The following is a 24,645-nucleotide window of genomic DNA, read 5'->3' on the forward strand; positions in this document are numbered from 1 at the left end:
CGGGCCGCCGGATCCCCCATATCCAGAAAGACCTGATACCCCAAATAGACCAGGTGAAAACTTGACCATTTCCCCTTCCATTGTCGACAAGGCGGCCGATGCCACCGCAAGGGCAACGCCGACATCGCTCGCCCGCCATGTGCGCGGCCTCTCCGACAGAGCGATCGCCTGGCTGTTCATCGCGCCTGCCATCATCCTGCTTCTGGCGATCAACATCTTCCCGCTCCTCTGGGCGATCTATCTGTCCTTCACCAATTACCGCGCCAACCGGCCGAATGCGCCGGTCCAGGGCGTCGGTCTTGGAAATTACCAGCGCGTTCTCAACGACCCCGATATCTGGCAGGCGATGCAGACCACGGCGCATTTCGTCTTCTGGACGATCGTGCTGCAGACGCTGATCGGTTTTGCGCTCGCCTATCTGATCGATCGCAAGTTTCGCGGCCATGCCTTCTGGACGACGATCATCCTGATCCCGATGATGCTGTCCCCAGCCGTCGTCGGCAATTTCTGGCGCTTTCTCTATGAACCGCAGATCGGCCTCTTCGCCTATGCCGTATCGCTGATATCGGGCATTCCGACCTCTGATATCCAGATGCTCGGCAATGTCCAGCTGGCACCCTGGGCAATCATCATCGTCGATACCTGGATGTGGACCCCCTATGTGATGCTGATCTGCCTGGCCGGTCTACGCTCGATCCCCGACTATATCTATGAGGCGGCCGAGGTCGACCGCGCCTCGCCGTGGCGCCAATTCTGGTCGATCACCGTGCCGATGGCCCTGCCCTTCATCATGCTCGCCGTGCTCTTCCGCGGCATCGAGAATTTCAAGATGTTCGACATGGTGACGCTGCTGACCGGCGGCGGGCCTGGCTCCGTCACCGAGGTCGCCTCGATCACGCTGAAGCGCGCCGCCTTCGAAAGCTGGGCGACCGGCCGGGCCTCGGCCTTCGCCATCGTCCTCTTCGTCGCGGTGTTCGGCCTCGCCAACATCTACGTCAAGGCTCTGAACAAGGTGAAGCAACGATGAGTGCCGCCAACTCAGCCCATTCGGTCGTCGTACCGAGCCTCACCAGCAAGCGCATCGCCGGCACGATCGTCATCCTCTATGCGCTGATCACGCTGATCCCGCTCGCCTGGATCTTCCTCACCAGCATCAAGTCGCCGCCGGATTCGATCAGCTATCCCCCTAAGATCGTCTTTACGCCGTCGCTCGAAGGTTATTGCAACCTCTTCACCACGCGCACCCGGCAGACGCCTGACTATATCGCCTCGCTGCCGGCGCCGACCGGCACCTGCGATGAGGTGACGCGCAAGCGCAACATGGTGATCGCCGGCCCGTCGAACTTCGTGCCGCGCTTCGTCAATTCGCTGGTGATCGCTTTCGGCTCTACCTTCCTTGCGGTCTTTCTAGGGACGCTTGCCGCCTACGGCTTTTCGCGCTTCAAGGTTCCGCTCGCCGATGATCTGCTGTTTTTCATCCTGTCGACGCGCATGATGCCGCCGATAGCCGTCGCCATCCCGATTTACCTGATGTACCGCGAGCTCGGGCTCTCCGACACGGCCATTGGCATGATCCTGCTCTACACCGCCGTCAACGTCTCGCTCGCCGTCTGGCTGCTCAAGGGTTTCATCGACGAGATCCCGCGCGAATACGAGGAAGCGGCGATGATCGACGGCTATACCCGCCTGCAGGCCTTCCGCAAGGTCGTGCTACCGCAGGCAACCACCGGCATCGCCGCGACCGCGATCTTCTGCCTGATCTTCGCCTGGAACGAATATGCCTTCGCCGCCCTTCTGACCTCGGGCGAAGCCCAGACGGCGCCGCCCTTTATCCCGACGATCATCGGCGAGGGCGGGCAGGACTGGCCGGCGGTTGCCGCCGGCACGACGATCTTCTTGATCCCGATCCTCGTCTTCACCATTCTCCTGCGCAAGCAGCTGCTGCGCGGCATCACCTTCGGAGCCGTCCGCAAATGACCCATCTGATCGGAACATCAGCCCCTGCCCGCTCGAAACGGCCGTTCTTCCTGCGTCGCGGGCCGATGGAAAACATCGCCACCGTGCTGATTGGGCTCGGCTTCCTGATGCTGTTCCAGCCCTTCCTGCTGGTGCTCTACACCTATTCGCTGGTCACCCTGCTCATAGGCACCGTCATGTTCATCATCGTTTCAAAATTCCCGGAGTGAATCATGGCGGACATCCGGATCGAAAATCTCCGCAAGGAATTCGGCAGCTTCGTCGCCGTCCAGGATTCGAGCTTCACCGTCCATGACGGCGAGTTCCTGGCGCTTCTCGGGCCTTCCGGCTGCGGCAAGACGACCACGCTTCGCATGATCGCCGGCCTCGAGCTGCCGTCGAGCGGCAAGATCTATCTCGACGGCGAGGACGTCACCTTCAACCGCGCCAGCGCCCGCGACATCGCCTTCGTCTTCCAGCTCTTCGCGCTCTATCCGCATATGAACGTGCGCAAAAATATCGGCTTCCCTCTGCTGTCGCAGGGCATGCCCAAGGCCGAAATCCGTCAGCGCGTGGAAGAAACCGCTCGCCTGCTGCAGATCGACCATATCCTAAATCGCTCGGTCTCGGGCCTTGCCGGCGGCGACCGGCAGCGCGTGGCGCTCGGCCGCGCCATCGTCCGGCGCCCGAAATGCTTCCTGATGGACGAGCCGCTCGGCACGCTCGACGCCGAGTTCCGCGAGATCATGGTCCATGAGCTACGCGAACTGCACAACCGCATCCACGCGACCACCGTCTATGTCACCCATGACCAGCACGAGGCGATGGCGATGGCCGACAAGATCGCCGTCATGAACCATGGTGTCATCGAACAATTCGGCACGCCGCAGGAGATCTACGCCAAGCCGGCGACCATGTATGTCGCCGACTTCATCGGCTCGCCGCCGATGAACTTCGTGCGCTTCACCTCGGGACTCAAAAGCGGCGACCGCTCCATCCGGCTCGACGGCATCGATGTTGCTGTTCCCGAAATCCACCAGGACATGGCCGAAAGCGAGCTGGCCCTCGGCGTGCGGCCGGAGCATATCCGCTTCAGCGACGCCTCGGCCCTCCGCGGCGCGGTCTACGGCAGCGAATATCTCGGCACCAACCAGGTCGTGGCGATCGAAACTCAGGGCGGCCTGATCAAGGCCCGCGTTCCCGCCAATCGCAGCTTCCAGATCGGCGAGACCGTCGGCCTCGAATTCAACCCGGCGAAACTGGCGCTCTTCGACTGCACGTCGGGCCGCGCCGTGCAGTCCTCGCTCTATCAGGAGACCCGACATGGCTGATGTCGTCCTCAGGAACCTCGCCAAACGCTTCGGCGACACCCAGGCTTTGGTCGACCTCGATCTTTCGATCCGCGACGGCGAGTTCGTCGTGCTGCTCGGTCCGACCGGCGCCGGCAAGACCACGACGCTCAGGCTGATCGCCGGCCTCGAGAAGCCCGATCGCGGCCGCATCGAGATCGGTGGCCGCAATGTCGCGACTGAGGCGCCGGCCGGGCGCGATGTCGCCTTCGTTTTCCAGCAATATTCGCTCTATCCGCACATGACAGTCTACGAAAACCTCGCCTTCCCATTGAAGGCGCCGGTCCGCAAGCTCAGCGCCCAGGAGATCGACCGGCGCGTCCGCGAGGTCGCACGCATGGTCCGCATCGACCACAAGCTGGAGAATCGCTCGACCAGGCTTTCCGGCGGCGAGATGCAGCGTGTCGCCATCGGCCGGGCGCTGGTGCGCCGACCGGCGATCTACCTGATGGACGAGCCGCTGTCCTCCCTCGATGCCAAGCTGCGCGCCGAACTGCGCCTGGAGCTCAAGCGCATCCAGAAAGAAATGGGCTCGACACTGCTCTATGTTACCCACGACCAGGTGGAAGCCATGACCATGGCCGACCGCATCGGCATCGTCGCCGAGGGACGGCTGATGCAGGTCGGAACGCCGCGCGAGATCTACGGCAATCCCGCCAACCTGCACGTCGCCGCCCGCCTCGGCCAGCCGCACATCAACCTTCTGCCGGCCGACCTGCTTCCCGGCGGGCAGCCACCCGCCGGCACCAAAACCGTCGGCGCGCGCACCGAACATCTCGACATCGTGATTGGCAAGGACGCCAATGCCGAAATCGACTGGATCGAGCATCTCGGCGACCAGAACCATCTGCACATCAGGGCTGGCGACCACAAGCTCGTCACACTTGCCGATCCATATCTGGCGATCGCGCCGGGCGACCGGATCAGCCTGACGCTGCGAGATCCGCTTTATTTCGATGCGGCTGGACAGCGCTTGTCCTGACCGGCAAACAGACGTGATGATGGCATAAGAACGAACAGACGGGTCTCAATCGATGAAACACTTTTTCAACCGCAGGGAAAACATCGTCACCGAAGCTCTGGACGGTCTGCTTCTGACAAGCAGCAACGGCCGTCTTGCCCGCCTCGACAGCTTTCCCGATATCAAGGTGATCCTTCGTGCGGAGTGGGACAAATCGAAGGTGGCGATCATTTCAGGCGGCGGCGCCGGCCATGAGCCCTCCCATGCCGGCTTCGTCGGCAAGGGCATGCTGACAGCGGCCGTATCCGGCGAAATCTTCGCTTCGCCGAGCGTCGATGCTGTGCTCACCGCGATTCGCGCCGTGACCGGGCCGAGCGGTGCCCTGCTCATCGTCAAGAACTACACCGGCGACCGCCTGAACTTCGGCCTCGCCGCCGAAAAGGCGCGCGCCGAGGGCTTCGACGTCGAAATGGTCATCGTCGCCGACGACATCGCCATCCCCGATATCAACCAGCCACGCGGCGTCGCCGGCACGCTGTTCGTCCACAAGATATCAGGCTATCACGCCGAAAAGGGCGAGGACCTGAAGACGGTCGCAGCCCATGCCGCGGCTGCCGCCGGCGACATCGTTTCGCTCGGCATGTCGCTCTCCACCTGCAGCGTGCCCGGCCAAGCGCATGAGGACCGCCTCGGCGCCGACGAGGGCGAACTCGGCCTCGGCATCCATGGCGAGCCGGGCGTCGAGCGCATCACACTGCAGCCGGTCACCGATATCGTCGATACGATGGTGGCGCGCTTGTCGCCGACGCTGCGCGAAGGCGGAAGCCATGCCCTCCTCATCAACAATCTCGGCGCCGTGCCGCCGCTCGAAATGACCGTCATCGCCAAGACGGTGCTGTCCTCTGCCCTCGCCAAGCGCGTCCGGCTCATCATCGGCCCTGCGCCGATGATGACGGCGCTCAACATGAACGGCTTCTCGCTGTCGCTGATGCGGCTGGATGCAGGCCGCGAAGCAGCGCTGACGGCAGCCGTCGAGCCGCATGCCTGGATGCCGGCCATCGAACGCCACGAGATCCGGATCATCGCCGCGCCGAGGACGGCGGCGGGATTGAACCGCACAGCCGAAGCGGGAGAAAACCTCCGCAACCGGCGACTGATCACGGCGCTCTGCGAGCATCTGATCTCGCAGGAAAGCGAACTCAACCGGCTGGACGGCCGCGTCGGCGACGGCGATACCGGCTCGACCGTGGCAACAGGCGCGCGCAGCGTGCTTGCCCGTCTCGATGAGCTGCCGCTCGACCGGCCGGCGGCAACGCTCGCCTCGCTCGGCGATATCCTCGGCACAAGCATGGGCGGATCGAGCGGCGTGCTGCTGTCGATCTTCTTCACCGCAGCGGCCAAGGCGATGGCCGATAAGGCCGATATATCGGCCGCACTTCTTGCCGGGCTGGACAGGATGACGTTCTATGGCGGGGCCGCGGTCGGCGATCGGACCATGGTCGATGCGCTGTCGCCCGCCCTGCAGGCGCTCGCATCGGGCGATGTCGCCGCGGCCGCAAGGGCTGCGGCATCAGGCGCGGAGTCGACGAAGACGATGATGAAGGCGAGAGCCGGGCGCGCCTCCTATGTCGGCGAAAGGGATCTGGCGGGTGTCGCCGATCCCGGCGCGGTCGCGGTTGCCGCGGCGTTCGGCGTGGTGGCAAGCCTGGCCTGAACGGCGTAAAGTTCGAGAGCCGCGCAGGAGGCGCAGCGACAGGGAGGATGACAGTGCAGGCGGAACCGGTGCTAGTGGCGGGATTGATCGAAGTGTGCCGCGCGACGATCGCGGAAAACAGCGACCACCTCTGCGCGCTTGATCGCGCCATCGGTGATGGCGATCACGGAACCAACATGCGGCGCGGCTGCGAAGCCGTCAGCGCTGAAGGTAAAAGCTTGTCCAGCCTTCCCTTCCCCGAGGCCGTGGAAAAGATCGGTTTGACGCTGGTGATGAGTGTCGGCGGTGCTGCCGGCCCGCTCTACGGCACATTGCTAATGGAGATCGGCCGCGAACTCCGCAAAAGCGAGGAAAAGGCCGATTTTTCGCTGGTGCTGAAACAGGCGATCGATGCTGTAGCAAGGCGCGGCCGGGCGCATGCCGGCGACAAGACGCTGCTCGACGTGCTCTATCCCGTCCATGCCGCGCTGGCGAAGCGGTCTCCACTCGGTGACATCGCCCGCAAGGCCGAACGCTCCGCCAGCCGCACGGCCGATATGAAGGCGATGCGCGGGCGCGCCGCCTATCTCGGAGACCGTTCGATCGGCCATGTCGATCCCGGCGCTTCGAGCTGCGCGCTGCTGACCACGGCGATCTGCCGCTATCTCGGGGAGAATCGTCCGTAATGAATGGAAAGACCGCAAATGTGGGTATCGTGATCGTCTCCCACTCACCCCTGGTGGCAAGGGGTATCGCCGACATGGTGCGGCAGATGGTTGGCGACTGCGTGCCGCTCGCCTGGTCGGGCGGCAATGCCCATGGCGAACTCGGCACCGATGCCGGCGGCATTCTGAGAGCGATCGAGGCGGCTTGGTCCGATACCGGCGTCGCCGTCTTCGTCGATCTCGGCGGCGCAGAAACCAACAGCGAGATGGCGATCGAAATGCTGGGCCTTCCCCGCTCGGCCCTCGTCTCCATCTGCAACGCGCCGCTGGTCGAAGGCGCCGTCATCGCCGCTGCCGAAGCGTCGGGGGGCGCGTCGCTGGCCAAGGTCGTCGCCACAGCCGAGGAACTGTCCCCCTGATGACGAGCCGATTGCGCAGTGAAAAACAGGAGCCCGGTCCATTGCCCGAGCCATTTAAGGTGAACTGCCAGACGGAAGTGGAAGTCAAGCACGGCGTCGGGCTGCACGCTCGCCCCTCCGTCACCTTCACGCGGCTTGCCAAGTCCTTCCCCTGTTCGATCGAGATCGCCGTCAACGGCAGCGATGTCTGGCTGAACGGCAAGAGCATCATCAAGATCATGGGCGCTAAAATCCGCAAGGGATCGATTCTCCGGATCCGCGCCGACGGCATTCTCGCCGAAGAGGCGATCCGCGCGCTGAAGGAACTCATCGAGCGCAACTTCGATGAGGAAAAGAAACATGGCCGAACCGCTTAGACTGAAGGCAAAGAGCGCATCCCCGGGAATCGCGTCCGGCCCAGCCTTTCTGGCCGAGCGACCGGGCGCTGCTCCTGCGCCCCAAACTGCCGGCGGATACGGCGCGCTGGAGATGGCGATCGACATCTCGATCGGCGAGCTCGAGCGCCTTGCCGAGGGGGCCGATCCCGAAAGCCGCGATATCATCGATTTCCAAATCGAGGTGCTGCGCGATCCGTCGATCGCCGAAGCGACCGGCGCGCGCGTCGAAGTCGACGAGAACGTCGTATTTGCCTGGGTCGCTACCCTTGACGCCTATATCGGTGAACTCGAAACGGCCGACGAAGAGCAGATGCGGGCGCGCGCCGTCGATATTCTCGATATCAAGAACCGTGTGCTCGGAGCCCTCGCCGGCACCCCGATCGCCGACTTCCCGCCCGGCTCCGTCTTTGTCGGCAAGGACATGGAGCCGAGCCGCTTTCTCGCCCATGACTGGTCGAAAGGCGGCGGCATCGCGCTATTTTCTGGCAGCACCGCCGGCCATGTCGCCCTGCTGGCTCGGGCGAAGGCGGTGCCGATGGTGGTCGGCACGGGCCGCTTTTCGGCCGAAGACGGAGATCCTGTTCGCGTCGACGGCGATGCCGGCGCGGTCGTCCTACAGGCTGGCAGAATGCTGATCCCGCCTCTGGTTCCCACACAAGCGCCTGCCGGCGACACGCAAATCGAAAGCGTCGAACTGCGCACGGCGGACGGTGTGCCGATCCTCATCTCCATCAACATTAACGATCCCGCCGAGATCGACTCGCTCGATCCGGCAACGGCAGGCGTCGGCCTGATGCGCTCGGAATTTTCGATCGCCTCGATCGCCGATGCCGCCAATGAGGAGCGGCAGCTGGCGATCTATCGCCGCGTGCTGGAACAGGCCGGGGAGAAGCCAGTAATTATCCGCATGCTCGATATCGGCGGCGACAAGCCGCTCGTCGGCCTGGAAGACCTGCCGGCTCTGGATTCGGGCCTGCGCGGCACCCGGCTGCTGCTTGCCCGCCCGGAAATCGCCCGCGTCCAGGCGCGCGCCCTACTGCGCGCCACCGCCTTCGGCGGGCTTTCGGTGATGCTGCCGATGGTGACCTTTCCAGATGAGATCGACAGGATGCGCGAAATATTCCGCGAGGAAGCCGAAAAGCTCGGCCGCCGTTCCCTGCTCCACCGGATGCCGCCGATCGGCATGATGGTGGAGGTGCCGGCAGCCGCATTGATGCTCGACACTTTTGGATCTGCCGCGTTCTTCTCGTTCGGAACCAACGATCTCACCCAATATCTTGCCGCAACGGCCCGCGACGATCTCGAAGCCGATGCCGGCAAAACGGCGCCCGCCGTGCTCCGGCTGATTGCCCAGGCGGTGAAACTTGCGGCCGGCAAACCCGTCAGCATCTGCGGCGACATGGCCGGCGACCCGCATTATCTGCCGGGGCTGCTCGCCGCCGGTCTCAGGCATTTTTCCGTGGCGCCGGCCCGACGTCCCGCGATAAGATCGGCGATCACAGGCTTCAACGCCGATGGCACCAGGGCAGCCGGAGAATAGGATGGCGCGCGAAGATACCGAAGACGCCATTATCGCCTACAAGTCCATTCTGGCGCAGATCATCGACAACAGGCCCTCGGGTACGCGCCAGCGCCTGGCGACGGCGCTTGGCAAACACCGCAGCTTCGTCACCCAGATCACCAGCCCGACCTATGCGACGCCGCTGCCGGCGCGTCATCTCGCCACGATCGTCCGCGTCTGCCATTTCAACGCCGCAGAACAGGAGCGTTTTCTCGACGCCTACCAGGTCGCTCATCCCGGCAAGCTGCCGGACCTCGGCCATTCCGAGAAATTGCGGCACCTGTCGCTGATGGTACCGGATTTCGGCGACGACAGGAAAAACCGGCTGCTGGAGGAAGCGATCTCCGATCTGGTGCAGAAAATCGTCGCGATTTCAGACGGATCGTAATGAACGGCAAGCTGAAGATTGACGTAACGTAATGACTTTGGCCTTGGGAGAGGCTTGATGAAGAAGTTCATGAACACTGCGGAAACCATGGTGACCGAGAGCGTCGAAGGCTTCGTGCGCGCCCATGAGGCTTTCGTGGTGTTCGGGCCAGAACGCAAATGCATCCGCCGCCGCCATCTTACCCTTGACAAGGTGGCACTCATCTCCGGCGGCGGCGCCGGCCACGAACCGATGCATATCGGCTTCGTCGGCCACGGCATGCTGGATGCCGCCTGTGTCGGCCATATCTTCACCTCGCCGACGCCGAGCCAGATCATTGCTGCAATCGAAGAGACCGATACCGGCGCGGGCTGCCTGCTCGTCGTCAAGAACTATGACGGCGACCTGATGAATTTTGAAATGGCGATCGAGATGGCCGGCGACCGCCACAGCCTCGGCATGGTCGTCGTCAGCGACGATATCGATACGTCGAGAACAGACGAAGGCCGCGGCCGGCGCGGCGTCGCCGGAACGCTGATCGTCGAAAAGATCCTCGGCGCGGCCGCCGAACGCGGCATGTCGCTTGTCGAATTGAAAGGGCTCGGCGAAGGATTGAACGGGCGGATCCGCTCGATGGGCGTCGCGTTGAACGGCGTGACGGTGCCGCAGACCGAGCGCCCGACGTTTTCGCTCGGACCCGACGAGATGGAAATGGGCGTCGGCATCCATGGCGAGCCCGGCCATGCCAGGCAGCCCTTCGCAGCCTCCGACGCTATCATCGGCCATCTTTGCGAGACCATCACCAATGACATCGCGGCAGCGCCGGGCGCCAGGGCGCTGCTCTTCATCAACGGTCTCGGAGGCACCCCGCCCGCCGAACTCTATCTCGCCTATAACGGCGCCCGCCGCTTCATCGAGGAGAGCGGCATCCCGATCGAGCGTTCTCTTGTTGGAACCTACGTCACCTCGCTCGATATGCAGGGACTGTCCGTTACCCTGGCCTTACTGACTGACCAGGAGATCGCCCTCTGGGACGCGCCGGTGGCGACAGCGGCATTGCATTGGCCTTGACCCCTGTCCAAGGGCCTCAGAGATAAAGCGCCGCCATCTTCCGCCAGGCGCCGGCGCGGTGGGCGCGGCCACCCCGGACATGCAGTTGATGGCCGACATTTTTCTCGGCGAGCAGCCGGCTGAGATAGCGGTTGTTGTCGAGGAAAGGGTCGGCATCGCCGATGGTGAGAACGATGTCGAGCGAACGCAGCTTCTCGAGCCGCCAGTCGCTGCCGAGACCGGGCAGAAAATGCGTCGGTGTGTGGAAATAGACGCTGTCGTCGTAATAGCCGTCGAACAGGTCGCCGAAGGATTCCACCTTCATCGTCAGGTCGTAGCGCCCGGAAAAGGCGACGAGTTTTCGGAAGAGATGCGGATGGCGAAAAGCAAGGCTCGCCGCCTCGAAGGCGCCGAGGCTGCATCCGTGCACGATGGTGCAGTCATGCGGATTCTTCGCCGCCATCAGCGGCAGAACTTCGTTGAGGATATAATCCTCGAGCGCAGCATGCCGGCGGATGCGATCGGCCGGATGGCGGTGGAAACCATAGAGGCTCTCGGCCGCCAGTCCCTCGATGCAATAGAGCTGGAGATGGCCGGCCTGCAGCTTGTCGGCAAGGGTCGCGACCAGGCCGAGCTGTTCATACTCGAAGAAGTGTCCGTCCCGCGTCGGAAATACCAGCACCTTTGCGCCGCCATGGCCGAACACCAGCATCTCCATGTCCCGATGCAGCCGCTGACTGTACCAGCTGAGATATTCGCGATCATGGCACCCTGAAAAACTGTCCGATCTTGTCGCGGAGAACCGCCTCTTGTTCAGCGCTGCCAGGGTAGTCGAAATGCCCGGCATCCAGGATGAAGATTTCACTATATTTCGGCATCGCATTTGCGACAGCAAACTGGCAGGGTGGCGCGACGGCAGGGTCGAACAGCGCGACGGCCGTCAGCATCGGTACCTTGATACGGCAACCGGCCGTTGCCGCATCATAGAGCCGCAGCGTCTTGAGCACGTCTCCATGTTCTGCCTGATATTCCTGCACTGATTGCGCGCTGCCGACGCTCGGCAGCGTCAGCCGCAGCGGCTGCTGCCCGAAGCTCGGGAGCGCCAGATGGCCGCGATCGATGCGCTGGTCGTAGGCGATCGCCATCGCCCCGACGCCGCCGCCGAAGCTGATGCCGCTATAGCCGATATGTCCTGTGAGCCAGGGGTAGAGTGTTTCAAGCGTCGAGACGGCAAGCCAGGTATCCTCGACGCAGCCGCCGATGATATAGGAGTCCCGCTTGTCGATATCGTGCAGCACATGCCAGGAGGGATTCTGAGAGATCGCCGGATCGGCGCTGAGCGACAGCCCGCGGCAGCAGAGAAAGAGTAACGCCGTTTCCGTAACCGGCAGGTCGAAATCAGGCCGGTCCCGCCCGCCGTAACCATGCCCGACGACCAGACCGCGCCGCACCTTCCCCGCGCGGCAGCAGCAGCCAGCCGCCGATCCGGAATTGGCCGGTCGAGAAATAAACGAGATCGAGCACGTGCCAGTTGGGATGGGTGAGCTCACTGCGGGAAAGCGCCGGCTGCGGATCGACCGTCAGCGCGTTGAGATAACGCGCCTTCCAGAATTCGTCGAAACCATCAGGCTCCTCGGGCGGCTTAACCGCGAGAAGCTCTTCGAGCTGCATGCCGTAGGTCGGATCGAAGGCGAAGGGATGGGTCTTGGGAACGCTCATCCGGGATTAGTCGCGTGAAAGGGCCGGCCGCGCAAGGCTATGCCGATGAAAACACCGCACCGTATATTCGCTGAAGGGCCGCGTCTGCGCCCATGTTATCCTGACGGCGGCCGTTGCAGCCTTCTCCAGGGCGCCGGCCTCAAAGGAGACAATGCCATGACCACGATCGTCAAAATGCGTAACAGCGCAGGCTCGGCATCCGTAAACCTCGACAGACGCAAGTTCTTGACTGTTACGGCGATAGGGATCGCCGCAACCGGCGCGGCCGGTCTCTTGCCCTCCCCTTCGGCATCGGCTGCAACCAGCGATGAGATCCGTCCGTTCCGCGTCGATATTCCCGAGGCAGACCTCGTCGACCTTCGCCGGCGCGTGCTGGCGACACGCTGGCCCGAAGGCGAGACGGTCGACGACCAGTCGCAGGGCATAAAGCTCGAAAAGATCAGGCCGCTCGTCGCCTATTGGGGCAAGGGCTACGACTGGCGCAAAGCCGAAGCGAAGCTGAACGCCCTGCCGCAATTCATCACCGAGATCGACGGCCTCGAAATCCACTTCATTCACATCCGCTCGAAGGAGCCCAACGCACTGCCCGTCATCATCACCCATGGCTGGCCGGGATCGGTGTTCGAAAACCTGAAGATCATCGGCCCGCTGACGGACCCCACAGGCCATGGCGGCCGCGCGGAGGATGCCTTCGACGTGGTCATTCCGTCGATGCCGGGCTTCGGCTTCTCCGGCAAACCGACCGGCACCGGCTGGGGCACGGACCGCATCGCGCGGGCCTGGGCCGAGCTGATGAAACGCCTCGGCTATACCAGTTACGTCGCCCAGGGCGGCGACTGGGGCTCGCCCGTCGCCAGCGCCATGGCGCGGCTTGCGCCACAAGGCCTGCTCGGCATCCACATCAACCTGCCGGCGGTCGTACCGCCCGAGATCGCCGCGGTGCTCGCGGTGAACGGACCGGCGCCGGAGGGGCTTTCCGAGAAGGAACGCGCGACGTTCGACATGCTTGCTGCCGGCGCCAAGATGGGGAGCAGGTCCTATGCCACGATGATGGGCACGCGGCCGCAGACGATCGGCTACGCCATATCGGATTCGCCTGCCGGCCTTGCCGCATGGATGCTCGGCCATCCCGGCTTCGCGAACTGGACCTACGACGACAGCGATCCGGAAAAGTCTCCCGACGAGGTGCTGGATGACGTGACACTCTACTGGCTGACCAACAGCGCCGCCTCTTCGGCGCGGATCTACTGGGAATATGGCGGCGGCCGTAGTCCCGTCCTTGCGGCAGGCGAGATGACCGACCAGATCGGGCTGCCGGTCGCCATCACAGTCTTTCCGGGCGAGATCTACCAGGCCCCGGAGACCTGGGCCCGGCGCGCCTACCGTAACTTGAGGTACTTCCACGAGGTCGACAAGGGCGGCCACTTCGCCGCCTGGGAGCAACCGGAACTCTTCTCCACCGAACTCCGAGCCGCCTTCAAGCCACTGCGGAAACCGGCATGAGATGAGGATGCTGACTGCGTCTCGAGGCGGTCGACCGCTCGGCATGACCGCCTCGCCGACCAAGCATCAGTCCGTATTCTGCCCCGCTGCCTCGAGGATCAGCCGGGTGATTTCGTCGGGGTGGGAGATCAGCGACAGGTGGCTGGCCTTCACTTCGATGGTCTTTGCCCCCATACGCTTGGCCATGAAACATTCCAGGTCGGGATTGATCGTCCGGTCCTCGGTTGAGACGGCATACCAGCTCGGCTTCGAGCGCCAGGCGGCCTGCGTGGTCTTGCCTGTCAACAGCGCCTTTTGGAACGGTTGCTGCACAGCATAGAGCACCTTGGCCTTCGCCTCCGGCAGGTCGCCGGCGAAATCGCGCAGGAAGGCCTCTTCGCTCAGCCGTCCCTCGTCGCCGTCGAAGACGATGCCGGCCGATGCCGGTGGCGTCGGGAAGGTCTTGGCGAGCGCGGTATAGTCCTCGCTGGCATCCGGCGCGCGGGCCGCGACATAGACGAGCGCCGAAACGCTGGGATGCACGCCCGCCTCGGTGACGAGCATGCCGGAAAAGGAATGTCCGACCAGAACCGTCGGTCCATCCTGCCGGTCAAGTACGCGGGTTACCGAAGCGACGGCCTCGGGCAATGTCGTCAGCGGGTTCTGCACCGCCGTCGCGTTCAGTCCGGCCGCCTGCAGCCGCGCGATCACCTCGGTCCAGCACGAGCCGTCGGCAAAAAGCCCGTGGGCCAGCACAACATTGCGCGCTTTGACGGCAGCGGCTGTCGCAGCCATGCCGCGGGTGGAGAGAAGAGTGGCACTGGCAACGAGGGCCGCCGAGAAAGCTCGTCTGTTCATCATCATGATCTGATTTCCTTACGAGTGGAGAGCGTTGAAGGATCGAAAGCATGTTGGCTGGCGACCGGAGATCCGGCGCCGCTAAAAATCGGTTGGTCTTTGATGCTCTGTCGAGGCGCTCATGCCGTCCGGCGCGAGGCGCTGGCCTCGTCGCTTCACGTGAGTTCCCATGCATATTCCATTTCGGCATTTGAAGCGGCTTGCCGATGCGAAAGCCTGCTTGCTGGAGATATATGTATTCCCAATATGCAGAAAGTCACCTCGCTCACCCACTTCATCGAAGCCGGCAGGCGGGCGCTTAATATTCTTACGGCACGGGGCGGAAATTGGGGCTTTGGCGGTGGTCGGGCTCAAAGCAACGTCCAGCCAAGCAGAGGGAGGAAATATTCCACAGCGCTCCGCTCACTCGTTCCTCGCGTAACGTCCCTTCGTAACTCATCTGATCGTAGCCTCAAAAGATGCGGGTAGAAAAGATGCAGCCCGCTCCCCACCCTCCGTCATTCCTGTGCTCATCACAGGATCCCGCCACCGCGCGTCCGCCGGCTCCTGGTATTCGGTAAGGCCGATACGACGGAGAAGTTCGGTTAATCCGTAGGACGCCGACGCCGGCCGCCGCTCCGGAAGCTGCGGCGACGGCCGGACACGCTGTTAGAAAGCAGCCGGATAAACATTGCGATTTAATCGGATGCGATGTATATATTGCTAACCAATCAGAGCGTTGAGGATTCCCATGCCCACCTCCAAAACCGCGAAACAACCCGAGACGCCTTCGCCCAACGCCCCGGGCGCCGACGGCCGTAAGCTTTCGAACTTCCTGTGCTTCGCGGTCTATTCGGCCAACCTCGCCTTCGGCCGCGCCTACAAGCCGGTCCTGGACGCGCTCGGCCTGACCTATACCCAATATATCGCACTGGTCGCCCTCTCCGAAGGAGACGACCAGACGGTCAGCATGCTGGGGGAAAAGCTGTTCCTCGAATCCAATACGCTGACGCCGATCCTCAAGAAGCTGGAGTCGGTCGGCTATCTCACGCGCCATCGCGATCCCGCCGATGAACGGCAGGTCCGCGTGAGCCTGACGCCGGCCGGGCGCAATCTCCTCCTCGACGTTGACCCCAACGGCACACTGATTGCCGCTACCGGCCTCGGTGACGATTTCCCCGTCGTACAGAAGTCGGTGACGCGGCTGCGCGACAATCTGCTGCAGGCGCAGGCCGAACCGGAAAAGTCATGATCGCGGCACATTCGGCACTTGGTGACATGCCCGAAATCGCAATCGGCGCCTTGATTGGGAATGGCAGCGTTCTTCTTGCCAGGCGAAGTTCCGAGCGCAGGACGCATCCGGATCGGTGGAGCCTGCCGGGCGGCCATGTTGAGAGCGGCGAAGACGCCGAGGCGGCGATGCGCCGGGAATTGCTGGAAGAAATCGGCGTGACGCCGCAGCGCTGGCTGTTTGCAGGTAAATTCATTTCAGAAAGCCCGCCCGGGGCATCCGCCATCTTCCATGTCTATCACGTCGACCAATGGCGCGGTATCCCCAAGCTCGTCGCTGATGAACACACCGCGCTGAGATGGTTTACCGCCGCGGAAATAGCATGCGAGACCGAGCTGGCGCCGCCTCAGCTCGTTGAAATGCTCCTAAACCTGCTCAGGCGGGAAACGAGCCAACAGACATAATGACACGGAATAGGCCTGGCTGAGACGACCCCCGCCCCAGCCTACAACGCCAACGGCCGGACCATTTCCGCAAGCGCGCCCTCCTCCATCATCTCGGCCGCCTTGGCATACCCGCCCCCCATTCCATCGAGGAAATGCAGGTGCGAATCCGGCCGCCCCGATGGCACGAGGCAAGTCATCAGCGCATGCGATTGTCGGTGCAGACCGAAATCGATTTCGCCGCGCGCCCGTGCCGCAATGAGGATGGCTTCGACGCTGTCGATCTCCTCCTCCGTGCAGTCCAGCGTCAGGCGCAGGCCGTCATCGAACTTGCGAAAATCCGAGTTGGAGGCGACCTCCGACCAGCGTTGCGCATCGACATGCTTCGCATTGCCCCTCGCCATAGCGGTAATTCCGGATAGCGGATGAGACCCGCGCGGCGCGGCATCGAAGACGGCAAGCACGCGCTTCGCCAGGGCGGCAAAAACCTCAGGACGCACGTGATCGCCAGGTTCGACCAACAGCGACAGGATCTTGCCGCGCTGGCTCGGGAAAGGCGCCCAGTCGCAGCTCAAGCCCGTCAGGTCAGGCTTCATCGCATAACGGCCGGGCTTCACCAGAAAGCGGCCCTTCTTGATCTGCTGCTCTGCCCATTTGAGCCCGCCCCCGGCAAACATCGCATAGGTCGCGCTCTCGGAAGCGGCATAGCGCGCGATCTTGACGTCGTGCCCATTGGTCCGGACTTCGCTGACGGCAACGAGCCCGACACGCAGGTCGAGATGAAGATCGGCTTTGGCAAAGCCCGCGACATCACGCAAGGCTGATGTCGCGGCCATGATGCCTTTTGCCGGCAAGGCGAAGGCTGCTCCGTCGCCGCGAAACACGAAGGGAAAGTCGAACGAACCCCAGGCATTACCAAGAGCGGCGATGATCGATGCGCCGGCATAATTGACGTCTTCGTAGCGCCCCGATCGGATCGCCGCAGTCGAGCTGACGACGTCGGTGATGCCGATCAGCCAATCGTCAGGCAACGGCTCATAGACATCGGGATCGAGCACAAGCGAAAACTCGTCATAGGCCCGGCGCTGTCCCGCGCGGCTATTGATCATGGCATGTTCTCCGGATCGATAGGTTTGGCTGCTGGCTCAGAAACGGGTCTGCCGCCGACCGGCAGACCCCCGCTTGAAGATGACGGCGCGAGGCCGGCCCTTCCCGTTCAGACAAGCTTGGTTTCGATGTCGATATTGCCATGGACCGCCTTGGAGTAAGGGCAGATGCCATGGGCCGCCTCGATCAGTTCCTGTGCGATCTCGCGATCGATGTCGGCCAGGCTGACATTGAGCCGCGCACGCAGGAAGTATGAGCCGTTATCGCCGTTGAGCGTAATCTCGGCGTCGACCTCGGGACCGGCTGGCAGCGCGATCTTCCGTTGCGCGGCAGCAAGTTCGATAGCCCCGATATAACAGGCTGACCAGGCGGCGCCGAACAGGTTTTCGGCGGCCGGATGCGGCTGCGGCAGCTTGATGTCGAGCGTGCCGTCGCTGCTGCGTGCATAGCCGTTGCGGCCGCCAGCGATATGGGTCTTGCCGGTGAAGAGAAGCTTCTCAGTCATTGTCGTATCCTCTCGGTTGATTGTCTATAGCGCGTCCGATTAAATCGGATGCGCGTTAATACTTCGAGCTAAGGTCGATGTCAACAACATTCCGATTTAATCGGATGCGATTTATTTTTCTCACAGAAGGAGAACCGAGATGAGCCGTGCGGGGAGCTCGACTGGTTGCGCATAGTCACATCTTGTCCAGGAACGAGGCCGTCTATAGGCTCTGCCTTAAGGCGCCGGGGCTTCACGAAGAAGGCGGAGAATTGAGATGTCCTCCATAACCGAAGGCAACGCAGTTCAGTATGGCGACAGCCGCAAGCTCGCCGCCCGCGCCAGGTTGCATACCGAATATACCATCGCCGAAACCGGCTGGTTTCCCTGGGTCGCCGCGCAGTTGCCCCTGAAACCCGGAGATCGCATCCTCGATGTCGGCTGCGGGCCGGCATGGTTCTGGGCGGCAACGGCAGCTCTTCTGCCGGAGGATCTGCAACTGACGCTCGCCGACCTTTCGCCAGGCATGGTTGATGAGGCAGTGGCGCGCTGCAGTGCACTGCCCTTTGGCTCCGTTCGAGGCTGCCGGGCTGATGCCGCCGCACTTCCCTTCGAAGACGGCGTCTTCGATCTCGTGATCGCCATGCATATGCTCTATCACCTGCCGGACCCGGCCGCCGGCATCGCGGAGATGGCAAGGGTGCTGAAACCGGGCGGCTTTCTGGCGGTTACCACCAACGGCATCGGCAACATGCGCGAGATCTATCGCCTGACGACCGTCTTCGGCAGCGCAGCGACCGATCCGGCCGGCGACGCCTTTGGATATGACGCCGCCGAGCAAGTGATGCGGTCGCAATTCGGAAACGTCGCCATGTCGCAGTATCCGGCAAGCATGCGGATCACCGAGCCGGAGGATGTCTTCCTGGCCCTCACCTCTTATCCGCCCGGCGAAGGCGCCGGCGAGCCTCAGCTCGCCCGCTTCCGCCAAGCGATCGCCGATGCCTTCAGGCAAGGCAGCGGCGCGCTCGATGTCAGCAAGGAGACCGGTCTGTTCCTTAGCAGGAAGGCAGGCTGATCGGATCACCGGCTTTTGGAATCGCGACCGGACGAGGCAGAGCGGCGCTCAGACCTTCTCTTTCTTCTTGACCTTTTGCTCCGGTTCGACGGGCGCATCGGGCGTCGGGGCAAGCAGTTTGCGCAGCGATGCAATCTTGTCCTTCACCAGCGGCCGGAAGCGCGTCGCGCGATAGGGCATGTCGGCCGCACCGTAACCTTCCGGTCCGTCGTCATTGCCGCGGTGGATTTCCGCGAGCTTCACCCCGATGAAGGTGCCGTCGACATAATGGGTATATTCGCCCACCCAGCGGATCGTATAGATCTCGCCTTTGCGGATGAGCTGGTCGATGCTGACATGTTTGAAGGTATCGTTGATGCAGACGACCTTCTGGCCGACATGAAAATCATAGCTCATGGATCCAACTCTCGAACGGCAATCCGCCCCGGCGATCTATAGCGCGCTGGGCGGCCAGGATGAACCATTTTCTGCCAGCAGGCCCGTTTACAGCGACAACAGCCGCCCCGCGCCGCACGGTTCAGTGAAAACGCATCAGTCGCAATAGACCTTGCCGCTCTTGCGGGAGCGAAGATCGAAATGGAAATGGTTCCAGTGCTCCGGGTTGCTGCCGGGGCCGAGGACCGTACTGAAATAGCGGCAGCTGTCGGTGCGCACCGCCTTCAGCAGCCGGCCCTCGCGCAGCGAGAACAGGCCCTTCTTGCGCACGTCGATCTCGTGGCCGTTCTTCAGCACGAACTTGCCGACGTCGATGGCGTTGCCATGGGCGTGTTCCGACATCGGATTATATCTCTGCCGGCTGTTGTTCATGCGCCGGCAGGAATAACCACCGAGCGGCTGGATCGTCCTGATGCCGCTCCAGTAGCGGTAGCGGGCAGACGGCGCCAGCTCGTTCTTCACCCATTTGGCGAAGGCGAGCGTCACCTGGCAGTTCAGCGTCACCGCGGGGCTGACGCCGATATTGCCGGAAAGCCCCTTCAGCGACACTGGATAGGGCACCTGGCAGGCCGGCCCGTTCGAGATCGGCGGCTTGTCGTCGAAGAGTACGCCCATGCGCTTCAGCTCGCGCCGGCAGGCGAGCTCGGAGGCCGGCATGACGCTCGGGTCGAGCGGCACCGCCGGTTCGCTCATCATCGGGTTGTTCGGCTTGAGCATCGCGACCTCTTCGCTTTCGTCCTCTTCGGGAACGCGGGAGGGCGCCACGACAGGGCTGCCGTCATTCCAGGCGGGCGCCCGGCTCATCTGCGTCTGCGCTGCCGGTTGCGGCATCGAAGCCTGCCTGGCCTGGCGCATGGGCTGATTGATCTGAGCCGGATTGTCGGTGCCGATGCCGTCGACAACAGGCTCGCTGGCATTGCCCTCGGCGATCTGCTGCTGTTGCTCCTGTGCCAGCCCGACAACTGGCTCGGCCCCGAGTTCGTCATCCATGTTGACGCCACCGGAAGGGATCGTAAGGTTCTGCGTACCACCCCAATTGCCGTTCGGCTGGCCTGCGGCCAGCGCCTCGTCGCTGTCGATCATCGGCAGCCGGCGGCCTTGGGTTGCCGGGGCACGCAACGTCTGCGGCGCCTGTGCCGTGTGACCGGCGCCGGCAAGATTCGGCGTATCGAGGTAATCGACGGACCCCTGGCTATTGCCGACGGGTGCGCTGGAAACGGGATAGGAGGCCTGGCTTTCCACCGGCGCCATGCGCACCGCAGGCGCCATACGCGCCGCTCCCCGTGCCGGCGAGATCGAACTGACCCTGGTGCCGCTGTCGACATTGGCCGGCGGCACCAGCCCATCACTGATCGAACAGGTCGTCAGCGCCGCCGAGAGCAATAGGGGCAAAAGGGATCGCCGAGGAAAGGAAACAAACGCCATACTCTTATCGCTTCCGCAGGCCGACTGGGCAGTGACAGAAAAAACTCACTCCAATTTTAATTAAAAACGGTGAATGAAAACTTACCGGCACAATCTGAACGCGACGCAGATGAAAAAGGCCGCTTTCGCGTCGCTTTCGCGGCCTTTGATCTGTCGTTTAACTCACGCTGCCCGTGTGTACCGGGCTCCAGGCGATTGCCCTGCCCCGCGCAGCCGGAAATTCGAAAGCAGCGTCTTCAGCTGGGTGCTTTCCTCGGCAAGCGTGCGGCTCGCCGCCGTGGTCTCCTCGACCATCGCGGCATTCTGCTGCGTCATCTGGTCCATGTGATTGACGGAACCGTTGATCTCGTTCAGCCCGGTCGATTGTTCGCGTGCCGCCGTCGCGATCGACGCGACGTGGTCGTTGACCTGGTTGACCAGCGCCTCGATCTCCAGCAGCGCCTCGCCGGTCGAGCGCACCAGCGCCACCCCGCCTTCGACCTCCGTCGCCGACCGGCTGATCAGTTCCTTGATCTCCTTGGCCGCATTGGCCGAGCGCTGGGCGAGTTCGCGCACTTCCTGGGCGACGACAGCAAAACCGCGGCCCGCCTCGCCTGCCCGCGCCGCCTCGACGCCGGCATTCAGCGCCAGAAGGTTCGTCTGGAAGGCGATCTCGTCGATCACCGAAATGATCTGGTTGATACGGCTCGACGATTCCTCGATGCGGCCCATCGCCGTCACCGCATTGCGAACGATATCGCCGGAGCGGCCGGCGCTCGCCTTGGTTTCGGCCACCATCTCGCGCGCCTCGTTCGCCCGCTCGGATGCGGTCTTCACAGTCGCGGTGATCTCGTCGAGGGCTGCTGCCGTCTCTTCGAGGGCGGCCGCCTGCTGTTCCGTCCGCTTCGACAGATTGCCCGTCGCTTCGCTGATGTCGGAAGCACTTTCGTTGACGACATGGCTCGATTCGGCGATCGCATGGATGACGCCGTTCAGCGCATCGACGGCGGCGTTGAAATCGCCCCTCAGCTTGGCGTAATCCTCGCCGATATCGCCGATCGCAACTGTCAGGTCGCCGCCTGCGAGCTTCTCCAGGCCGACGCCGAGCGCCTGCATCGCAAGCGTCTGCCGCTCGGAGGCCGAACGCAGGCTCGCCTCGTTACCGCGGCGCTCGTCCTCGATCTGCCGCTGCCTCTCGTCTTCCCGTCCGCGCAGCGCGCTGCGCTCATCGACGGAATCGCGCAGCACCAGCAGCGCCTTGGCCATCTGGCCGATCTCGTCGCGACAATCGCTGCCGGCGATCTCCACCGATGCCTCTTCGGCGGCAATCGCGTTCATGGCCGTCTTCAGCCGGGCGATTGGCACTGTTACGCTGCGCACGATGGCATAAGCGATGGCAATGGTGGCAGCCGCGCCGAGCAGGCAGAGCACCGCCGCCCAGAACGCGTTCTGGCGATAGAGTGCTGCAAGGTCATCGGCATAGACGCCGGTGCCGACGATCCAGCCCCAGGGCTCGAAACCGGCGACATAGGAATATTTCAGCACCGGTTCGTCGGCGCCCGGCTTCGGCCAGTAATAATCGACGAAGCCCTTGCCGTCCTTCTTCACCTTGTTGACGAATTCGACGAACAGGAACTTGCCTGTGGGATCCTTCATCTGCGAAATATCGGTGCCGTTCAACGCCGGCTTGATCGGGTGCATCACCATCGTGGGACGCATGTCGTTGATCCAGAAATAGCCGTCGGCGCCGTAGCGCATCGCGCCGATCACGTCCTTGGCGGCCGCCTGGGCCTGTTCGCGGGTCATCGTGCCCGCCTGCTCCATCTTGTAATATTTGTCGAAGATGCCGAGCGCCGTCGCCTCCATCTTCTCCAACCCCGCCTTCCGCTCTGCCTGCAGCTCGGAATAGGAATAGTTCAGAAAGAACACCATCGTTGCCGCGAGCACAGCAAGCGTGAAGCCGACGAGGCAGTAAAGGCGTGTGGAAATCTTGATGTTGCGCATGAGGTTCCCGGCGAGTCTTATATGTGAAATCGATCACACTCTGAACGACCGGAATTACTGGAGCGTAAAGTTTATTTAGAAATTGATTAAATAACGTAAGGCGAGGCGGCAGTTGTGAGATTCAACCAATTGAAAATCGAATGGAATTTAAATCGGCGCGGCCCGCCATATTTTTCCCACAGCCGGCCAGCCGCAGGAGCTAGCTGGGGCTGGAGCGCGCGATCTAGACCGCAGCTGAAAGCGAAACGAGTTGCGGTTTGAATTGTTCGGCCTAGCACCTTGGAAATGAAAACGCGAATGGGAAGAACAGGCATACCGCCAGGCCCCAATCCGTTACGTAAGGAATACACCCCTTGCCATCAGGTTTTGGCCTCTGTCCAGGCTTGAGAGGGCCGTATGCGCCTTCCCCTCTGGAGGAATAATATAGATATCCTGTTGCCATATGAAGCAACAGTGAAATTGCTGAAATCGCGAACCAGATCAGCGCTATGACGAGTGCGCCTGCGTCACAGTTTTGATTTCTAACATCGATGTTTATGCCCGTAAATTGCCAATATAAATACGCTACCATTCCATAAGAAATCGTAACAAGTACCATAGAATATATGGCCATTAATTTATAAACTGCCGAACTCATTATAAATACTCGTTTATTATATTCAATGAAACTATGTTGCAATCCTTAAAACAGTGACCTTCTTCCTCAAGAAGAGAAATCGAGAAGCGGCAGCAGTGCAACTCATTATGTATGTACTTTTTGAGTCGACGGCAACTCACCCAAACAAGCGCACCCGCCACCGGCCCGTTGCGCCCTGCCTTCCCGCCTTTTACACGCGTTTGACCTTGCACTAGGGTGCTCTCCAGTGAATCACCCGCCACCACCGCACCAGATGGAGAACCCTTGATGACCGATGCCGCCAAGCCGAGAGGCGAACTGACGCTGCGCACGCTCGCCATGCCGGGCGATGCCAATCCGGCCGGCGATATCTTCGGCGGCTGGGTCATGGCGCAGATGGACCTTGCTTCCGGCATCCGCGCCGCCGAGCGCGCCAAGGGTCGCGTCGTCACCGCCGCGGTCAAGGAAATGGCCTTCGAACTGCCGGTCAAGATCGGCGACACGCTGTCGGTCTATACCGATATCGAGCGTGTCGGCCGCACCTCGATCACCCTCATCGTCGAAGCCTGGGCGCACCGCTCGCGTTATGCCAAGATGGAAAAGGTCACCGCCGGCACCTTCATCATGGTGGCGCTCGACGAAGAGGGCATGCCCAAGGTGGTCCCCGCGGCGTGACAGGTTTAGCGCCCGGGGATAGGGAATGGAAACGGTCAGCTCACCCGAGGTCTTCCTGCACATCAAGGTGGTGATGGGCATGGTCATCAGCCTTTCGCTTGCCAGGCTGCTGACCGGCGTTGCCGGCATCGTCCAGCATCCCGGCAAGGCGAAGGTCTATCCCGTCCATCTCGGCTGGGCGCTGTCCCTGTTTCTCTTCATCATTCATATCTGGTGGTGGGAATATCGCCTGCAGGCCGTGCCCGCGATCGGCTTCGGCATCTATCTCTTCCTCATCTGCTTCTGCAGTCTGTTCTTCCTGCTTTGCGCCCTGCTTTTCCCGGCGAGCCTCGACGAATATGGCGGCTACGAGGAATATTTCATTTCCCGGCGCAAATGGTTCTTCGGCATCCTCGGCCTCACCTACGCCGTCGATATTCTCGATACGGCAATCAAGGGCCATGAGCGCATCCTCTCGCTCGGCTGGGAATATCCCGCCCGCAACATCATCTACATCCTGCTCTGCGCGCTGGCCGCCTGGACCCCCAACCGCCGCTTCCACACCATCTTCGTGGTCGTCAACCTCGTCTATCAGATGAGCTTTATCTTTAGGCTGTATGATGTGTTGGGGTGAGGAGCGGTTCGGTGCAGCCGAAGCAATCGATCCAGTGAATCGATTACAGCGACGAACGCCCTGAGCTTGAAGCGAAGGGCCGGGCAGCGGCTTGCTCCCCTTCTCCCCAGCGAGGCGAGATG

The 24,645-nt window shown here is 62.5% G+C and carries 25 protein-coding genes and 1 pseudogene; 18 read left to right on the forward strand and 8 right to left on the reverse strand.

The annotated features are described in order from the left end of the window. Nucleotides 1–61: 61 nt before the first annotated feature. Genes ATY29_RS11530 through ATY29_RS11585 form a run of 12 tightly spaced genes read left to right on the forward strand, consistent with a single transcriptional unit; the run spans nucleotide 62 to nucleotide 10,419 of the window. Entirely contained in the window at nucleotides 62–1,027 is a 966-nt protein-coding gene (locus ATY29_RS11530; RefSeq protein ID WP_003564322.1) for a carbohydrate ABC transporter permease, read from the forward strand. After that, entirely contained in the window at nucleotides 1,024–1,977 is a 954-nt protein-coding gene (locus tag ATY29_RS11535; protein ID WP_003564324.1) for a carbohydrate ABC transporter permease, read from the forward strand. The genes ATY29_RS11530 and ATY29_RS11535 overlap by 4 nt, the downstream gene beginning before the upstream one ends. Next, on the forward strand, nucleotides 1,974–2,186 hold the full coding sequence (locus ATY29_RS11540) for a hypothetical protein (RefSeq protein WP_003564325.1): 213 nt from the start codon (nucleotides 1,974–1,976) through the stop codon (nucleotides 2,184–2,186). Before ATY29_RS11535 ends, ATY29_RS11540 begins: the two co-directional genes overlap by 4 nt. 3 nt (nucleotides 2,187–2,189) lie before the next feature. Further along, nucleotides 2,190–3,287 carry an ABC transporter ATP-binding protein gene (locus ATY29_RS11545; RefSeq protein ID WP_097532761.1) on the forward strand — a complete coding sequence of 366 codons (1,098 nt, stop codon included), beginning with the start codon at nucleotides 2,190–2,192 and terminating at the stop codon, nucleotides 3,285–3,287. Next, a complete protein-coding gene (locus tag ATY29_RS11550; protein ID WP_097532762.1) occupies nucleotides 3,280–4,287 on the forward strand; it encodes an ABC transporter ATP-binding protein in 1,008 nt (335 codons plus the stop codon). The genes ATY29_RS11545 and ATY29_RS11550 overlap by 8 nt, the downstream gene beginning before the upstream one ends. 52 nt (nucleotides 4,288–4,339) lie before the next feature. Then, a complete protein-coding gene (locus ATY29_RS11555) occupies nucleotides 4,340–5,980 on the forward strand; it encodes a dihydroxyacetone kinase subunit DhaK (protein WP_097532763.1) in 1,641 nt (546 codons plus the stop codon). Nucleotides 5,981–6,027: 47 nt separating this feature from the next. Further along, entirely contained in the window at nucleotides 6,028–6,645 is a 618-nt protein-coding gene (dhaL, locus tag ATY29_RS11560; RefSeq protein ID WP_097532764.1) for a dihydroxyacetone kinase subunit DhaL, read from the forward strand. Continuing rightward, entirely contained in the window at nucleotides 6,645–7,043 is a 399-nt protein-coding gene (gene dhaM / locus ATY29_RS11565) for a dihydroxyacetone kinase phosphoryl donor subunit DhaM (RefSeq protein WP_003564335.1), read from the forward strand. Before dhaL ends, dhaM begins: the two co-directional genes overlap by 1 nt. Next, a complete protein-coding gene (locus ATY29_RS11570; protein WP_025416435.1) occupies nucleotides 7,043–7,399 on the forward strand; it encodes an HPr family phosphocarrier protein in 357 nt (118 codons plus the stop codon). The genes dhaM and ATY29_RS11570 overlap by 1 nt, the downstream gene beginning before the upstream one ends. Then, nucleotides 7,383–8,960 (forward strand): putative PEP-binding protein, encoded by a 1,578-nt coding sequence (locus ATY29_RS11575; protein WP_097532765.1) that lies wholly within the window; start codon nucleotides 7,383–7,385, stop codon nucleotides 8,958–8,960. Before ATY29_RS11570 ends, ATY29_RS11575 begins: the two co-directional genes overlap by 17 nt. Before the next feature lies 1 nt (nucleotide 8,961). Beyond that, nucleotides 8,962–9,369 (forward strand): hypothetical protein, encoded by a 408-nt coding sequence (locus ATY29_RS11580; RefSeq protein WP_097532766.1) that lies wholly within the window; start codon nucleotides 8,962–8,964, stop codon nucleotides 9,367–9,369. Nucleotides 9,370–9,426: 57 nt separating this feature from the next. Beyond that, a complete protein-coding gene (locus ATY29_RS11585) occupies nucleotides 9,427–10,419 on the forward strand; it encodes a dihydroxyacetone kinase subunit DhaK (protein WP_097532767.1) in 993 nt (330 codons plus the stop codon). A 16-nt stretch (nucleotides 10,420–10,435) separates the two neighbouring features. Here the strand turns inward: ATY29_RS11585 and ATY29_RS11590 are convergent, their stop codons facing one another. Together ATY29_RS11590 and ATY29_RS11595 are read right to left on the reverse strand one after the other, a co-directional pair. Continuing rightward, nucleotides 10,436–11,116 carry an esterase family protein gene (locus ATY29_RS11590; RefSeq protein ID WP_097532768.1) on the reverse strand — a complete coding sequence of 227 codons (681 nt, stop codon included), beginning with the start codon at nucleotides 11,114–11,116 and terminating at the stop codon, nucleotides 10,436–10,438. A gap of 43 nt (nucleotides 11,117–11,159) precedes the next feature. After that, nucleotides 11,160–12,117, reverse strand: a pseudogene (locus ATY29_RS11595) (acetylxylan esterase). Between the two features lie 156 nt (nucleotides 12,118–12,273). On the opposite strand from ATY29_RS11595, the gene ATY29_RS11600 reads away from it, so the two are divergent. Then, entirely contained in the window at nucleotides 12,274–13,620 is a 1,347-nt protein-coding gene (locus ATY29_RS11600) for an epoxide hydrolase family protein (RefSeq protein ID WP_025416438.1), read from the forward strand. A 66-nt stretch (nucleotides 13,621–13,686) separates the two neighbouring features. On the opposite strand, the gene ATY29_RS11605 is transcribed toward ATY29_RS11600, so the two are convergent. Further along, nucleotides 13,687–14,463 (reverse strand): alpha/beta fold hydrolase, encoded by a 777-nt coding sequence (locus ATY29_RS11605; RefSeq protein WP_097532769.1) that lies wholly within the window; start codon nucleotides 14,461–14,463, stop codon nucleotides 13,687–13,689. Nucleotides 14,464–15,187: 724 nt separating this feature from the next. Here ATY29_RS11605 and ATY29_RS11610 point away from each other — a divergent pair. Together ATY29_RS11610 and ATY29_RS11615 are read left to right on the forward strand one after the other, a co-directional pair. Then, nucleotides 15,188–15,688: a MarR family winged helix-turn-helix transcriptional regulator gene (locus ATY29_RS11610; protein ID WP_003564353.1), complete on the forward strand. Its 501-nt coding sequence runs from the start codon at nucleotides 15,188–15,190 to the stop codon at nucleotides 15,686–15,688. 26 nt (nucleotides 15,689–15,714) lie between these two features. Next, nucleotides 15,715–16,131: an NUDIX hydrolase gene (locus tag ATY29_RS11615; protein ID WP_037091576.1), complete on the forward strand. Its 417-nt coding sequence runs from the start codon at nucleotides 15,715–15,717 to the stop codon at nucleotides 16,129–16,131. A gap of 41 nt (nucleotides 16,132–16,172) precedes the next feature. On the opposite strand, the gene ATY29_RS11620 is transcribed toward ATY29_RS11615, so the two are convergent. Together ATY29_RS11620 and ATY29_RS11625 are read right to left on the reverse strand one after the other, a co-directional pair. Continuing rightward, a complete protein-coding gene (locus ATY29_RS11620; RefSeq protein WP_097532770.1) occupies nucleotides 16,173–17,219 on the reverse strand; it encodes a DUF3095 family protein in 1,047 nt (348 codons plus the stop codon). Nucleotides 17,220–17,326: 107 nt separating this feature from the next. Beyond that, the gene (locus ATY29_RS11625) at nucleotides 17,327–17,722 is read right to left on the reverse strand and encodes an Ohr family peroxiredoxin (RefSeq protein ID WP_003564359.1); all 396 of its coding nucleotides are present in this window, start codon (nucleotides 17,720–17,722) and stop codon (nucleotides 17,327–17,329) included. A gap of 256 nt (nucleotides 17,723–17,978) precedes the next feature. Between ATY29_RS11625 and ATY29_RS11630 the strand changes: the two genes are divergently transcribed. Then, nucleotides 17,979–18,776: a class I SAM-dependent methyltransferase gene (locus tag ATY29_RS11630; protein WP_003564361.1), complete on the forward strand. Its 798-nt coding sequence runs from the start codon at nucleotides 17,979–17,981 to the stop codon at nucleotides 18,774–18,776. 48 nt (nucleotides 18,777–18,824) lie between these two features. Here ATY29_RS11630 and ATY29_RS11635 read toward each other — a convergent pair whose 3' ends face one another. The 3 genes from ATY29_RS11635 to ATY29_RS11645 all read right to left on the reverse strand — a co-directional run bounded on the left by ATY29_RS11635 (nucleotide 18,825) and on the right by ATY29_RS11645 (nucleotide 22,619). Continuing rightward, nucleotides 18,825–19,172 carry a CAP-Gly domain-containing protein gene (locus ATY29_RS11635; protein ID WP_097532771.1) on the reverse strand — a complete coding sequence of 116 codons (348 nt, stop codon included), beginning with the start codon at nucleotides 19,170–19,172 and terminating at the stop codon, nucleotides 18,825–18,827. Nucleotides 19,173–19,307: 135 nt separating this feature from the next. Then, nucleotides 19,308–20,636: an extensin-like domain-containing protein gene (locus ATY29_RS11640; protein ID WP_097532772.1), complete on the reverse strand. Its 1,329-nt coding sequence runs from the start codon at nucleotides 20,634–20,636 to the stop codon at nucleotides 19,308–19,310. 162 nt (nucleotides 20,637–20,798) lie between these two features. After that, nucleotides 20,799–22,619: a methyl-accepting chemotaxis protein gene (locus ATY29_RS11645; protein ID WP_097532773.1), complete on the reverse strand. Its 1,821-nt coding sequence runs from the start codon at nucleotides 22,617–22,619 to the stop codon at nucleotides 20,799–20,801. 904 nt (nucleotides 22,620–23,523) lie between these two features. On the opposite strand from ATY29_RS11645, the gene ATY29_RS11650 reads away from it, so the two are divergent. After that, on the forward strand, nucleotides 23,524–23,910 hold the full coding sequence (locus tag ATY29_RS11650; protein WP_003564367.1) for an acyl-CoA thioesterase: 387 nt from the start codon (nucleotides 23,524–23,526) through the stop codon (nucleotides 23,908–23,910). Nucleotides 23,911–23,935: 25 nt separating this feature from the next. Next, on the forward strand, nucleotides 23,936–24,523 hold the full coding sequence (locus ATY29_RS11655; protein WP_097532774.1) for a hypothetical protein: 588 nt from the start codon (nucleotides 23,936–23,938) through the stop codon (nucleotides 24,521–24,523). The last annotated feature ends 122 nt before the right edge of the window (nucleotides 24,524–24,645 follow it).

This window comes from Rhizobium hidalgonense (genome assembly GCF_002914525.1).
Classification (GTDB): Bacteria; Pseudomonadota; Alphaproteobacteria; order Rhizobiales; family Rhizobiaceae; genus Rhizobium; species Rhizobium hidalgonense.